General features: G+C 65.9%; 11 protein-coding genes. 7 read left to right on the forward strand and 4 right to left on the reverse strand.

From position 1 onward, the window contains the following. Position 1 precedes the first annotated feature (1 nt). Positions 2 to 1,522 (forward strand): glycerol kinase GlpK, encoded by a 1,521-nt coding sequence (glpK, locus tag ABIB35_RS03590; RefSeq protein ID WP_354178966.1) that lies wholly within the window; start codon positions 2 to 4, stop codon positions 1,520 to 1,522. 221 nt (positions 1,523 to 1,743) lie between these two features. Here the strand turns inward: glpK and ABIB35_RS03595 are convergent, their stop codons facing one another. After that, positions 1,744 to 2,838 (reverse strand): RNA polymerase sigma factor, encoded by a 1,095-nt coding sequence (locus tag ABIB35_RS03595; protein ID WP_354178969.1) that lies wholly within the window; start codon positions 2,836 to 2,838, stop codon positions 1,744 to 1,746. 145 nt (positions 2,839 to 2,983) lie between these two features. Between ABIB35_RS03595 and ABIB35_RS03600 the strand changes: the two genes are divergently transcribed. The 3 genes from ABIB35_RS03600 to ABIB35_RS03610 all read left to right on the forward strand — a co-directional run bounded on the left by ABIB35_RS03600 (position 2,984) and on the right by ABIB35_RS03610 (position 7,336). Beyond that, positions 2,984 to 3,559, forward strand: a complete 576-nt coding sequence (locus tag ABIB35_RS03600) for a GNAT family N-acetyltransferase (protein ID WP_354178971.1) — start codon at positions 2,984 to 2,986, stop codon at positions 3,557 to 3,559. A 231-nt stretch (positions 3,560 to 3,790) separates the two neighbouring features. Then, positions 3,791 to 6,289 carry a leucine--tRNA ligase gene (gene leuS / locus ABIB35_RS03605; protein WP_502915718.1) on the forward strand — a complete coding sequence of 833 codons (2,499 nt, stop codon included), beginning with the start codon at positions 3,791 to 3,793 and terminating at the stop codon, positions 6,287 to 6,289. Between the two features lie 45 nt (positions 6,290 to 6,334). Then, entirely contained in the window at positions 6,335 to 7,336 is a 1,002-nt protein-coding gene (locus tag ABIB35_RS03610; protein WP_354178973.1) for a DegV family protein, read from the forward strand. A gap of 68 nt (positions 7,337 to 7,404) precedes the next feature. On the opposite strand, the gene ABIB35_RS03615 is transcribed toward ABIB35_RS03610, so the two are convergent. Then, positions 7,405 to 7,851 (reverse strand): hypothetical protein, encoded by a 447-nt coding sequence (locus tag ABIB35_RS03615; RefSeq protein ID WP_354179213.1) that lies wholly within the window; start codon positions 7,849 to 7,851, stop codon positions 7,405 to 7,407. A 288-nt stretch (positions 7,852 to 8,139) separates the two neighbouring features. Here ABIB35_RS03615 and ABIB35_RS03620 point away from each other — a divergent pair, with 288 nt between their 5' ends. The 3 genes from ABIB35_RS03620 to holA all read left to right on the forward strand — a co-directional run bounded on the left by ABIB35_RS03620 (position 8,140) and on the right by holA (position 12,904). After that, positions 8,140 to 8,982 carry a ComEA family DNA-binding protein gene (locus ABIB35_RS03620; protein WP_354178975.1) on the forward strand — a complete coding sequence of 281 codons (843 nt, stop codon included), beginning with the start codon at positions 8,140 to 8,142 and terminating at the stop codon, positions 8,980 to 8,982. A gap of 256 nt (positions 8,983 to 9,238) precedes the next feature. Continuing rightward, a complete protein-coding gene (locus ABIB35_RS03625; RefSeq protein ID WP_354178977.1) occupies positions 9,239 to 11,797 on the forward strand; it encodes a ComEC/Rec2 family competence protein in 2,559 nt (852 codons plus the stop codon). A gap of 69 nt (positions 11,798 to 11,866) precedes the next feature. Further along, on the forward strand, positions 11,867 to 12,904 hold the full coding sequence (gene holA / locus ABIB35_RS03630) for a DNA polymerase III subunit delta (protein ID WP_502915719.1): 1,038 nt from the start codon (positions 11,867 to 11,869) through the stop codon (positions 12,902 to 12,904). Positions 12,905 to 13,009: 105 nt separating this feature from the next. Here holA and rpsT read toward each other — a convergent pair whose 3' ends face one another. Together rpsT and ABIB35_RS03640 are read right to left on the reverse strand one after the other, a co-directional pair. Continuing rightward, positions 13,010 to 13,270: a 30S ribosomal protein S20 gene (gene rpsT, locus ABIB35_RS03635; protein WP_104054078.1), complete on the reverse strand. Its 261-nt coding sequence runs from the start codon at positions 13,268 to 13,270 to the stop codon at positions 13,010 to 13,012. Between the two features lie 171 nt (positions 13,271 to 13,441). Continuing rightward, positions 13,442 to 14,059 carry a type II toxin-antitoxin system PemK/MazF family toxin gene (locus ABIB35_RS03640; RefSeq protein ID WP_354178979.1) on the reverse strand — a complete coding sequence of 206 codons (618 nt, stop codon included), beginning with the start codon at positions 14,057 to 14,059 and terminating at the stop codon, positions 13,442 to 13,444. Positions 14,060 to 14,171 lie beyond the last annotated feature (112 nt).

Below are 14,171 nucleotides of genomic sequence, written 5' to 3' on the forward strand. Positions count from 1 at the left end.
CATGCCTGACCCCACGTACATCATTGCCATTGACCAGGGCACCACCAGCAGCCGTGCGATCGTCTTTGATCATGACGGCAACATTGTCTCCACCGGCCAGAAAGAGCATGAGCAGATTTTCCCCCGCGCAGGCTGGGTGGAGCACGATCCAGAGGAAATCTGGACCAATGTCCGCGAAGTCGTGGGGACCGCGCTGTCCAAGGCAAACCTGACGCGGCACGACATCGCCGCCGTCGGCATCACCAACCAGCGTGAAACCGCCGTGGTCTGGGACAAGACCACGGGCAAGCCGGTCTACAACGCCATTGTCTGGCAGGACACCCGCACCCAGCCCACCGTGAACGAGCTGTCCAAGGACGGCGGCCTGGACCGGTACAAGGATCGTGTTGGCCTGCCGCTGGCCACGTACTTCTCGGGCACCAAGATCAAGTGGATCCTGGACAACGTGGAAGGGGCGCGGGAGCGTGCCGAGGCCGGAGACCTGCTCTTCGGCAACACCGACTCGTGGATTGTCTGGAACCTCACCGGCGGAACCGACGGCGGCGTTCACATCACCGACGTCACCAATGCCTCCCGCACGCTGTTCATGAACCTGGAAACCCTTTCCTGGGACGAGAACATCCTGAAGGACTTCGGCGTGCCGCTGTCCATGATGCCTGAGATCAAGTCCTCCTCCGAGGTCTACGGCACCGTGCACGGTTCGCAGCTGCTGCGCGAGGTTCCGGTTGCCGGCATCCTCGGCGACCAGCAGGCAGCCACCTTTGGCCAGGCCGCTTTCGGCCAGGGCGCCGCCAAGAACACCTACGGCACCGGCTGCTTCCTGATCTTCAACACCGGTGAGGAGATTGTCCGTTCCGAGAACGGCCTGATCACCACCGTGGCGTACCAGATTGGCGATGCTAAGCCGGTTTACGCGCTGGAAGGCTCCATTGCCGTCACCGGATCGCTGGTCCAGTGGCTGCGGGACAACCTGGGCATGATCCAGAGCGCCCCGGAGATCGAAGCCCTTGCCAACGAGGTCACCGACAACGGCGGCGTGTACATTGTGCCGGCCTTCTCCGGACTCTTCGCTCCGCACTGGCGCTCCGACGCCCGCGGCGCGATTGTCGGCCTCACCCGCTTCGTGAACAAGAACCACATCGCCCGTGCGGCACTGGAGGCCACGGCCTTCCAGACGCGCGAGGTACTCGATGCCGTCAACGCTGACTCCGGCGTGCCCCTCACCGAACTGCGGGTCGACGGCGGCATGGTTGCCAATGAGGCGCTCATGCAGTTCCAGGCCGATATCCTGGGCGTGGACGTGGTTCGCCCCAAGATCGTGGAGACCACCGCCCTGGGTGCCGCTTACGCCGCCGGGCTTGCCGTGGGCTACTGGAATGACACCGACGAGCTTGAGACCAAGTGGGCCGAAGACAAGCGCTGGACTCCGCAGATGGAAGACAGCGAACGCCAGCGCCAGATGCGTCTGTGGTCCAAGGCCGTCACCCGGACCTTCGACTGGGTTGACGAGGACGTGCTCTAAGCAGCACACGTAGTCCGCGGACCAGCACTGAGTCTGCGGACGGTTAGACCATGAGGGCCCCGGCGGGTAGAACCGCCGGGGCCCTCGGGCTTTCGCGGCCGGTTTGGGACTTCGTACCCATATCGGGCTTTCGCGGCCGGTTTGGGAAATTGCTGCCACTGCGCCACGGCAGCACATTCCCAAACCGGTCACTTCCGCCCAAACCGGTAGCCTTTCGTAGGCTAGAAGTAGCTCACCCCGTTGGTCTTGAACGGCAGTCCCAGCCCGCCGGCCACCTCTGCCAACACCTCGGGGCAGAAGAAGTACCACGTTAGCTCGGCGATCAGCGGTGCGCCGTGGGCAGCGCGCACCCGCAGGACATCGGCCACCACCTCGGGAGTTTCCGGCGCATCCTTGGGGCGCTCCCACAGCAGGATGACATCCTCGCCACCGAAGTGATGGACGGTTGCCCGGTACAGCTCCGCGGCGTCCGGGCCGAAGGTGTGGCTCATGGAACCTGTCCGAATCTGCTCGTGTCCGGTTTCGCTGACATTGCCCACCACCTCGGTTCGTCCGCTGGCCAGGAACAGGTCCACCATGGCGTCGATGTCATAGGAATTGAAGGCCTCCGCCAGCCGGTGCAGCAGCAGCTCATGATCGGCGGACTGGGTCGTTGCCGGTGCTGCCGCAGCTTGCATCGAAGAGTCCGCCCAGGCTTCCGCCGAATCGGCTTCCATCGAAGCGGAGCCGTCCCCGGCCCGGGCAGCTTGCAGGGTGGCCCGCCCGCGGTGAAGGGCGGATTTCACGGCGCCGGTGGTCGTGTCCAGCATGCCGGCGATCTCGGCCAGCGGATAGGCGAACACATCCTTGAGGACCACGCATGCCCGCTCCCGCGGCGGCAGTACCGCCAGCAGCTGCCGCAGGGCCGACTCCACCGCCAGATTCACGAGCGGATCCGGCGCCGCACTATCAGGGACATCAAGGTTGGCATCAGTCCACTCCAGAGTGACCCTCCCACTGCGCCGCAGGGAATCGATCCAGCTGTTCGTGGCAATCCTGATCAGCCAGGCCTGCGTGTTGAGGATTGGCTCATGGCGCTGCGATGCCTCTGCCAGGGCCTTGGCCAGAGTGTCCTGCAGCAGGTCTTCGGCATCCCACACCGTGGGGGTCAGGCTACGGCAGTATGCGTACACCGAGGCCCGCACCGGTACCAGTTCCACCAGGAAATCGCGGCGGGCCTGGCGCAGGTCCCCTCGAGTATCGGCCAGGGCGGCCGTCTCACCTGTCCTCTGCGGCTGAACTGCCGTTCCAGAATCAGTTCCCGTTTCAACTGTCATTGCCGGTGTCCCTTCTTTCTCCCCGCCTGGGCGGTATCTGGTGAAAGCATGGCACTGCGCCATGTCCTTACCCGGTAGACGCACGGGGATGCCCAAAAGATACGGCGGCAACAAAACTGTCAGGGCGATGCGGCAGAATCAACACATGGAACTGCACACGCCCCGCCTCACGCTGCGCCCATACTCAGCGGAGGATTTTGCCGCTGTGCACCGTTTCGCCTCCGACCCGCAGCTGTCCGCGTACGTTGAGTGGGGCCCGAATACCCCGCAGGACAGCCGGGACTTCCTGGTGTCCTGTCTGGCAGAGGGGCAGGCGGATCCACGGGCCGCCTATACCTTTGCCATCACCCGGTCCGACGGCGGTGAAGGAGCCGGCGAGCCGATTGGCACGGTGGGCCTCACGCTTGACCCAACCCGCCGCACCGACAACGACGGCGCCACTACCCCAGCCGGGCCCGGCACCGGAGAGGTCGGCTACGTCATTGCCGCCGACCAATGGGGCCGCGGCTACGCGACCGAAGCTGCGGCCGCCGTCGTCGGCTTTGGATTCGGAGTTCTGGGGCTGGAACGCATCCGCGCCACCTGCCGCCCGGCCAACGCAGCCTCGGCCCGCGTCTTGGAGAAAACCGGGATGGTTCTGGAAGCACGGTTGCCGGCGCACAAGCTGATCCGCGGCCGGTGGGAGGACTCGCTGCTCTATGCGATCAGCGGTCCGGCTTAACACGGCGCCGGCACGGCTGCCGCAAAGGTGCGGCTGTTGTAAAGTGGAACGATGAACGCTTCCCTCCTCCTTAGGTAGCCGCGCACCGTCCGTGCGTGGCCAAGCCCCTTGCCTGCCGAGGGGCTTTTGTGTGTCTGGGGGAGAGCGTCAGGAACTTGAGTTTTAGGTGTGGCCGGCAGGGACCGGCAACCGCGGATCAACAGGATTTCTTTGAGGACAGAGGCGACAACAGTGAGTACGCAGTCACAGACGGATGAGTCTGAAGAGGCCGTATACAGTTTTGCGGACATCGAGCAGAAGTGGCCGGCGGTCTGGGATGAGCTCGGCGTGTTTCAGCCCGCCGACGACGGTTCCAAGGAACGCCGCTACGTGCTGGACATGTTCCCGTACCCCTCCGGTGACCTGCACATGGGCCACGCCGAGGCGTTCGCCATGGGCGACGTCGTCGCGCGCTACTGGCGCCAGCTCGGCTACGACGTGCTGCACCCGATCGGCTGGGACTCCTTTGGGCTGCCGGCCGAGAACGCCGCGATCAAGAACAACGCCCACCCCAGCGACTGGACGTACCGCAACATCGACACGCAGGCGGCGTCGTTCAAGCGCTACGCCATCAGCGTTGACTGGTCCCGCCGGATCCAGACCTCGGATCCGGAGTATTACCGCTGGACGCAGTGGCTGTTCAAGCGTTTCTACGAGCGCGGCCTGGCCTACCGCAAGAACTCCCCGGTCAACTGGTGCCCCAAGGACCAGACCGTGCTGGCCAACGAGCAGGTTGTCAACGGCGCCTGTGAACGCTGCGGCACCCAGGTCACCAAGAAGTCGCTGAACCAGTGGTACTTCAAGATCACCGAGTACGCCGACCGCCTGCTGGATGACATGGAGCAGCTCAAGGGCCACTGGCCAGAGCGCGTGCTGGCCATGCAGAAGAACTGGATTGGCCGCTCCGAAGGCGCGCACGTCCGGTTTACCATCGATGCCGACGGCGGCAAGCCTGCCGAGCAGGTCACCGTCTTCACCACCCGTCCGGACACCCTCGCCGGTGCCACGTTCTTCGTGGTCGCCGCCGACGCGCCGCTGGCGCTTGAGCTGACCACTGACGAGCACATGGACGCCCTGCTGGAGTACCGCGAGCAGGTCAAGGCCCTCTCGGACATCGAACGCCAGTCCACCGAGCGCACCAAGACCGGCGTCTTCACCGGCCGCTACGCCATCAATCCGCTCAACGGCGAAAAGCTCCCCGTCTGGGCCGCCGACTACGTGCTGGCCGACTACGGCACCGGCGCCATCATGGCCGTGCCCGCGCACGACCAGCGTGACCTGGACTTCGCCAAGACCTTCGACCTGCCGGTTAAGGCCGTCCTGGACACCGGTGAGGAAGATCCGGCAGAGTCCGGCATCGCTACCACCGGCGAGGGCACGCTGATCAACTCCGGGAAGCTGGACGGCCTGCCGAAGGCCGAGGCCATTCCCGCCGCCATCGAGATGCTCGAGGAGCAGGGCACCGGCGAGAAGTTTGTGAACTTCCGGCTGCGCGACTGGCTGCTCTCCCGCCAACGCTTCTGGGGTACGCCCATCCCGATCATTCACTGCGAGAACTGCGGCGAGGTTCCGGTTCCGGATGACCAGCTGCCCGTCACCCTGCCCACCGGGCTCAAGGGTGAGGCACTGGCGCCGAAGGGCACCTCCCCGCTGGCCTCGGTGGAGGACTGGGTCAACGTACCCTGCCCGACGTGCGACGGTCCGGCCAAGCGAGACACGGACACCATGGATACCTTCGTGGATTCCTCCTGGTACTTCATGCGCTTTGTTTCCCCGCACTACACCGAGGGTCCGTTTGATCCGGAGGCCGCCAAGAACTGGATGCCGGTGGGCCAGTACGTGGGCGGTGTGGAACACGCCATCCTGCATCTGCTCTACGCGCGGTTCTTCACCAAGGTGGTCCATGACATGGGCCTGCTGGAAACCAGTGAGCCCTTCAGCTCGCTGCTGAACCAGGGCCAGGTCCTCAACGGCGGCAAGGCCATGTCCAAGTCCCTGGGCAACGGTGTGGACCTGGGCCAGCAGCTGGACAAGTACGGCGTGGACGCCGTGCGCCTGACCATGATCTTTGCTTCCCCGCCGGAGGACGACGTCGACTGGGCGGACGTTTCGCCGTCGGGCTCCGCGAAGTTCCTGGCCCGCGCCTGGCGCCTGGGCCAGGGCGTCACCAGCGAACCCGGCGTCGACTTCGCGAAGGGCGACAAGAAGCTGCGCGCCCTGACGCACCGCACTGTCGCCGATGCCACCGAACTGCTGGAGCACAACAAGTTCAACGTGGTGGTGGCCCGGACCATGGAACTGGTCAACGCCACCCGCAAGGCGATCGACTCCGGCGTCGGCGGAGCGGACCCCGCGGTCCGTGAGGCCGCCGAGGCCGTGGCGGTCATCCTGAGCCTGTTCGCACCGTACACGGCCGAGGACCTCTGGGCACTGCTGGGCCGTCCGGCCTCCGTGGCGAATGCCGGCTGGCCCACGGTCGATGAAGCGCTGCTGGTCCAGGACACGGTCACCGCCGTCGTCCAGGTTCAGGGCAAGGTGCGCGACCGGCTGGAAGTTGCCGCAGACATCAGCGAGGAAGACCTGCGCGAACTGGCACTGGCCTCCGATGCCGTCCAGAAGACTCTGGACGGACGCGGGATCCGTACCGTGATCGTGCGCGCTCCGAAGCTCGTGAACATCGTTCCGGCGTAGGCTGGCGCTCATCACCAACACTGTGCGCGCCGATTCGGGGGACTCATGAACGTGGACTGGCTGGACAAGCTGGGCGCGCGTGCGAAACGGGGGCGGCTGCGGGAGACCGGTGCCGCCCCGGCACCCCGGGTGGGTGTGGTCACGGACTCCGCTGCCGCGCTGCCGGAAAACTGGGCCCGCTCCGCCGAGGTGACCGACCTGGTGCGCGTGGTGTCCATGCCGGTGATGATCGGCGACCAGATTTACAGCGAGGGCACCGACCGGATGATCGGTGCCCTTGCGCTGGCTTTGGCCCAGGGATCCGACGTGCGGACCTCCCGCCCGTCGCCGGGTCAGTTCGAGGCCGCCTATGCGGAGCTCGCGGCGGCCGGCTGCTCCTCGATTGTCTCGCTGCACCTCTCCGGAGAATTATCCGGAACGGTGGATTCGGCTCGGCTGGCAGCCCGTTCAGCTGCCATTCCCGTGACCGTCATGGATACGGCCAGTGTGGCGATGGGCGTGGGTTTTGCTGTTTCCGCGGCTGCCGAAACAGCGCGCGACGGCGGTTCCGCCTCGGCCGTGGCCGATGCCGGACGCGCAGCGGCGGGTTCCGCCAGCATTCTTTTCTATGTTCCCAGCCTGGACCAGCTGCGCCGCGGCGGCAGGATCAGCGCGGCTGCCGGCTGGTTCGGGACCCTGTTTGCGGTCAAGCCGATCCTGGTGGTGCGCGAGGGCAAGGTGGTTCCGCTGGAGCGGGTGCGTTCCGCGCCCCGGGCGCTGGCCCGGCTCACGGAACTGGTCGGCCAGGACATCGCCGGACGCACCGGCCGCGTGCGGGCGGCCGTGCATCACTTTGGCAATGAAGCCGAGGCCGAACGGCTGGCCGGGGCCATTGCTGACACTGCTCCCGACGTGGAACTGATGATCTGCCCGCTGCCCGCCGTCCTGGCCGCCCACGCGGGTCTCGGGGTGCTGGCGGTGGCCATCGCCGTGGATTCCGGAGCTGTGCCGCCGGTGCAGGTTCCCGGGCCGGACGCCGTTCCGGGTGCCGGGATGGGAAGCGGCTAGACGAGCACGTGGTTGCTGAAACTGCTCAACGCACCCGGTGATGCGTCTTCTGAGTGGGCATGCGCTTCTTAGATGCGGGCCTGGACAAGGTTAGCGAACGGCAGCTTGCCGTAAACCTGCCGGAACTCCGCTTGGTATGCCGCCAGCGAAGTGTTGAGCTGTTCTGCCGGCAGTTCCTTCCATGCCAGCAGCAGGTCCTCCGCATCCGCGAGCTGCCAGATCAGCCGGCCGTCCCAATGCCCAGGCGGCCTTCCGTTTCCGAAGTCCACAAATTCAGTGATCTGGCGTCGGAGCCCGCGGTTGCCTTTGCTGCCGGGGCTGGCTTTTCCCATGAACAAGATGTCCGCGTCCGGTACCCATTCTGCGGTGAGCTTGTCCTTGGGCAGAGACGGGTTTTTCTTTTTGAAGACACCGGCCGTGCTTGTACGGAGGAACCGGGGTTCAAATCCCTCGGGCCGCAGCACAACGAAGATCCCCTGATGCTGCGGAATCCGGTTGATGTCCAGGGTGTTCATTGGCCGGAATCCGGTGAACCCATCGTCGTGAAGCGATTTCTTGTTCAACAGGTTCGGGCTCCTGGATAGGGTGCGGGGTGCGGGGGCACTGACCCGGAGATAGGGTAATGCGCCCCGTCAATCATACCGGCCGGGGCCTTGGGCGCTCTTATCGACCGTTGACCACGGAGTGAAGCTGCCCGCTTACTTTCCTGCACAGGGGGTACGGGAGCCACGCGCCGGGAGAGTTCTGCACAGACCCCCGAGTGTTTCGACGCCAGGTCCCGCCGCCGCCTTAGTTTTGGGCCCATGGCAGAACACCGCTGGGACACGGCACCCTCCGCAGCAAAGCTGAATCCCTCACGGCTGGACCCGGCGGCATCCGAGGAGGAAGACCGCCAGGAAACACCACGGCGGCGCTGGATGATGCCTTTTCGCGGCGCCGTCCTTGCCGTCTGTCTGCTGATCGGCGTCGCGGGGGGCCTCGCGGTCTTCCGTGGAGGCGGTGCGGAGGTGGAGGTCAGTAGCGTCGAGCTCGCTGCGGAAGGCAAGGACCTCAGTGGACACCCGGAATCCGGGCCGATGGAAGGGGCTGACGCAGATAGCCCCGCTCCTGCCCCTTTGCCCGGTGAGGCCCGGTCGGACCCCGGTCAAACAGCTGCAGATGGTCCAACCGCGGTGCCCACCGTACTGGTCATCCACGTTGCAGGAGCCGTGGGGCGGCCCGGTGTGGTGCGGGTTCCCTCGGGCAGCAGGACCGGCGACGCTGTGGACGCGGCAGGGGGAGCAGCGGCGGATGCGGATCTCACCGCGGTGAACCTGGCGGCGTTGTTGCAGGACGGAATGATGGTGGTGGTTCCCCGGATCGGTGAAACCGTTGGAAATCCGCCACCGGGCCTGAGCCCGGATCTTGGTGCCGGCGCGGGCTCAGGCGGCACCGGGGCAGGAGACCGTTCCGGGGCTCTGCTCAACATCAACTCCGCGTCGCTGCAGGAGCTGGATTCCCTGCCGCGGGTTGGACCGGTGATTGCGCAGCGGATCATTGACTGGCGGGAGGAACACGGCAGTTTCTCCCGTCCCGAGGACCTTGATGCGGTTCCCGGTATTGGTGAAGCCATGCTCGCCGCCCTGCTGCCGCTGATCACCGTCTGACGCCGGGGTCACGATGGCAGGGAAAGGGCCCGGCAACGAAGAAGGATCCACGAAGGGACCGGAGCCGCTGTCCCGGCGCGATTCCAGGGGCGACGGTGGATGGCACCGGTACACGGCCGCAGCAGTTCGGGGAAAGTCGCAGCCTTATGACCCCGGCACACCGGGCACTGACTCAGCTAAACCTCCCGGTCCGGGGCCGCAGACACGCGGGCAACCTGCTGCGGTTCGCGGGTTCGGTATCTTCAGGGTCAGCGGGGTGGTGGAGCGAATCCGTGCCCTGGTGCCGGAGAGGCCGGTGGAGGCACGGATCCATCCGCTGCTGGAATTTCGGCTCGTTCCGGTGGCGGCTGCCTCGTGGGCTGCAGCTTGTATGGCCGTGCGGGCCCCCAGCAGCGGAGCAGAAACCTTCGGGGCAATCCTGGCTCTGGCAGCAATCACACTTCTGGTCCTGGCCCTGCTGCCGATGAGGGGCAGAGTCAGCCAACGTGCCCGAACAACAGCCCGGGTGGCTGCGGCTCCTCTGGCTGCAGCAGCACTGGTCTGCGTGTGTGCCGGTGTCCTGACCGCAGAACGGACCGCCGGGCCGGTCGCTGCTGCTATCTCCGAAGGCCGGTCGGTGACCGGCGAATTTCTCGCCTCTACGGACGCCCGTGCTGTGGCGGCTGATCGTTTTAGCGGTGATCAGCGCTATGTCATCGAGGCCGTGCTGGAGCAGGCGACCAGCGCCGGCCAGCGATTTTCCGCGGCTGCAACGGTCCTGGTGATCGGCGGCAGCGGTTTCCAAAACGTCAAGCTCGGTGATCGGTTCTCCACCGCCGGGTCGCTCCAGGCCACTGATCCCGGTGAACGTTCAGTGGCCCTCCTGTATGCGAGCGGGAGCCCTGAGGTGGAACCGGCGCAGGGTTGGTATGGCGCAACCGCCCGCATTCGCAGCACCTTTGCCGCTGCGGCCGGCCAACATGCCGGGGTTACCGGAGAGGATGGCGCCGGCCTGCTGCCCGGGATGGTCCTGGGGGACCGGAGTACCCTGGACGGCTCGGTGGAAGCAGCCATGAAGAACACGGGACTGACACATATCACTGCGGTCTCCGGCGCCAACTGCGGTTATCTGTTGGCCTTCGTCTTCCTGACGGCCAGGGCTGTGAGGCTGCCGCGGGGCTGGGCTGCTGCAGCCGGTATTGGAGCCCTGCTGGGATTCGTGCTGGTGGTCCGCCCTGATGCCAGCGTCCTGAGGGCCGCGGTCATGGGAAGCCTGGGGACACTTGCTGTGTTGTCCGGGCGGGGTAAGCTGCCGGCCGCGCTGCTGTGCCTTTCCATCACGGTTCTGTTGGCGGTGGATCCCTGGCTCAGCGGCAGCTATGCCTTCATCCTTTCGGTGCTGGCAACGTCGGGGTTGATCCTGCTGGGGCCCCGGCTGACTGAAGTGCTGGCCAGACGGCTGCCTTGGCCATTGGCAGTTGCCCTCGCCGTGCCGATGGCAGCCCAACTGTTCTGCGCACCGGTTCTGGTGCTCCTGCAGCCGCAGGTCCCGGCGTTCTCGCTGCCGGCCAATGTGGCCGTGGCCCCCGTGGTTCCCCTGGTCACCGTGGTGGGGATGCTGGCCGCCGTCATGGCAGCTACTTTTCCGCCCGCCGCGGGGCCGCTGGTGGTCATCTCGGGTGCCGGTGCCGCCTGGACGGCAGCAGTGGCGAAATTCTTCGACGGGCTTCCTGGCTCGCTGGTGCCGTGGCCGGCCGGCGCTCCCGGCGTGATCCTGATGGCTGCCGCCGCCGGCACCGGCGTCTGGCTCCTGTGGCGCGCCGGACCGCAGCCGGAGGGGAGGCAGGTCGGTGCGGACAGGGAAGTTCAAGGCCTCCCGCTGGGAGGGGCTGCACACGACGCGGCGCGGATAGCTCCGCTGAGGCGCAGGGCGGCACGGGTGCGCTCCAGTGCCCTCGCGGCAGTGTTTCTGCTGCTGCCCGCCGGTGCCGCTGCCGGCTGGCTTCATCTTAGGCCGGGCCCGCAGGCCGCCGGGTGGGTAGCCGCGGCCTGTGACGTGGGCCAGGGGGACGGACTGGTGGTGCGGACAGCCGAACACCGAGCCATGGTCATTGATGCCGGACCCGAGCCGGAGGCCATCGACCGCTGCCTGAAACGTTTGCAGGTTCAGACCGTGGACCTGTTCATCCTCTCCCATGCCCATCTGGACCACTACGGCGGTGCCTCAGGTGTGCTGAACGGGCGCCGGGTACACCGCATCGCGTATTCAACGGCGGAAGCAGATCTGCCGGCTTCCCTCCGCACGGTGCTGGCGGGCTCCGGTGCGGAAATGATCCGGCTGACGGAGGGCATGGCGTCCACCACAGGTGCCGTCCGGTGGGAAGTCCTGTGGCCTCCTCCCGGAGGCAGCCCGCCGCCCAATGAGAATGACGCCAGTTCCGTGATCCTGATGACAGTGGACCCGGTGCAGGCAGAGGGCCTGGAACAACCCGGGACCGGCGCCCCTATCACTCTGCTGCTCACCGGGGACATTGAGGAAGACGCCTCCGCAGCCCTGCTGTCCAGGTATACCTGGCTGGGTGCTGCCGGCGTGGACGTTCTCAAGGTGCCCCACCACGGGGCACGCAACGGCGGCACCGCACTGATCGAGAAGCTGAAGCCGCGGCTGGCATTGATTTCGGTCGGTGCCGACAACGAGTACGGGCACCCCGGGCCGGGGATCCTCGAGTCCCTGCGGCTCAACGGAACCGCCGTTGCCCGCACCGACGAGCTGGGCTCAGTAGGCCTCACCGTGAACGGATCAACAGTGCAGGTGCTGCGGTTGGACGGGCGATGAATCCGGGCAGGTAATGTTGGAGTGTTCCCTGCTCTATACCTTTTCCCCCTTCCCAGGAGTCTGTTCACTGTGAATCCGGCTGTTCCGTCCACGAAGCGCAGTGCCGCGAAATCAACCGGCAAGTCTGCAGGAAAGGTTGTTTCCTGGCGCGAGGTGGAACCCGCTCCGGTGGTGCTGCTCAGCGGCCCCGAGGATTATCTCGCCGGCCGGGCCATGGAACGGATCCGCGCCACTCTGCGCCAGGACCAGCCGGACACGGAAATCGTTCGGCTGGATGCGGCCACGTATGCCGGCGGCGAACTGATGCTGCATTCGAGCCCTTCGCTGTTCGGTGAGGCCAAACTCATCGAAGCCTCCAACCTCGCCGCCATGAACGATGAGTTCCTGACCGACACCCTGGCCTATCTCACCGATACTGCACCCGACACGGTGCTGGTGCTGAGCCACGGTGGCGGCAACCGCGGCAAGAAACTCCTGGATGCGGTCAAGTCCACCGGAGCCCCGGTGGTGGAATGCCAGCCGTTCAAGAAGGACGCGGAGAAGCTGGACTTTGTGTCACAGGAGTTCAAGGCCGCCCGACGGCGAATCGACCCGGCAGCGTCGCGCGCCCTGGTCGCTGCGGTGGGTTCGAAGCTGGCGGACCTGGCGGCCGCCTGCCGGCAGCTCATCAACGATGCTTCCGGGGAGATCAGCGAAGAACTCGTCGAGAAGTACTACGGCGGGCGGGTGGAGGCCACCGCCTTCAAGGTTGCCGATGCAGCACTGGCCGGCCGCGGAGGGCAGGCGCTGTCCATGCTGCGCCACGCACTGGACACCGGCGTTGACCCCGTCCCCCTGGTCGGCGCGCTGGCCATGAAGGTCCGGGCCGTTGCCAAGGTGGCGAACCTGCGCGGTTCCTCGGCCTCTATGGCCAAGGAACTCGGCATGGCACCGTGGCAGGTGGACCAGGCCCGGCGGGACGCCCAGCACTGGTCCCAGGAATCCCTCATCAAGGCAGTCCAGGTCCTGGCCGAAGCCGATGCGCAGGTCAAGGGCGCCGGACGCGATCCCGTGTACGCCGTCGAACACGCCGTTACAGTCATTTCGCTGGCTGCCGCCGGCCGGTGAGGCCAGCCGGGTGAGGCCAGCGCGGTGGAATCAACCGCTTAAAGCGCTCTGGCCGGCCCCCGAGGGGACCGGCCAGAGCGATAAGACTAATGCAAGAACAACAGCTTAGAGCGCGTTGACCTTCTTGGAGATGGCCGACTTGCGGTTGGCTGCATTGTTCTTGTGGATAACACCCTTGCTGACAGCCTTGTCCAGCTTGCGGCTGGCAGTGGCCACCGCTGCGACTGCTGCATCCTTGTCGCTGGCCTTCAGGGCAGCGTCAACGGAGCGGATTGCGGTCTTCAGCTCGGACTTCACCGAGTTGTTACGCATGCGCGCCTTCTCGTTGGTGAGGATGCGCTTCTTCTGGGACTTAATATTGGCCACTTATATAAACTCTCTTTGTATTGCGGACTTGGTCGGTGAGGGAATTTCAGCCCAGACATTGACTGAGCGGCGTGGGGATACCGTAATGGCGCCTGAACTGAAGTGCCCGTCGACCTGCGCGGACACACAGCAATAAATGTTAGCAGAACTTGGGCCCGAAGGCCCATTGACTCAGTTCCGGGCAGAAAAGCGCTGGGCCACGAGCTTGAATGCGGCGGCGGACATGACTGATCCCTGCCGCCGCACGGCGGCCGGGTCCAGCTGCAGCACGCGGTCCAGCTTGACCTCGCTCGGACGGCCCTGGTTGTCCCAGGGGCCGGTGCCCACATCAACGTAGTTGGGGTCCGACTCGCGGCCATTGTTACGGTCGCGGGTGGTCATCATCAGGGCCAGCAGCCGGGATCCGCTGCGGCCGATCAGCAGTACGGGGCGGTCCTTGCCCTGCGAATAGTCGTCTTCATAGGGAACCCAGGCCCAGACCACTTCACCCGGGTCCGGAGCTCCGTCCGGTGACGGGGCGTAAACGGGAGTGACAGCGCCCCGATAGTCGCCGGGGTAGGCGCCCGGCGCCGCCGGCTTCTGAGCGGTGGAGGTCTTCGATGAAGATTTCCGATTAGAGGACGCAGGCGGCGTTGGGGCGGAGGACGTGCGCCGGCGCTGAGGCGGTCCGGGCTTGGTGGCGGTTCCGGTGCCCGAACCGTACCCCGTGCCGGAACCGGCAGCGGGACGGGTCAGCAGGCGGATGGCCGAGCGGGCCAGGGAAAGCAGGGAGCGGTTGGAGAAGGACATGAGCCCACGCTATTACGTTCTGCGGTTCCAGCGCGGGCCGGCATTCGTGGGAGACTGTTAATTCAGTATCTAACCCACCAGGAAAAACCGACGAACCGCGCCTCATCCGGTT

This window comes from Arthrobacter sp. UYP6, from assembly GCF_040547315.1.
GTDB lineage: Bacteria > Actinomycetota > Actinomycetes > Actinomycetales > Micrococcaceae > Arthrobacter_B.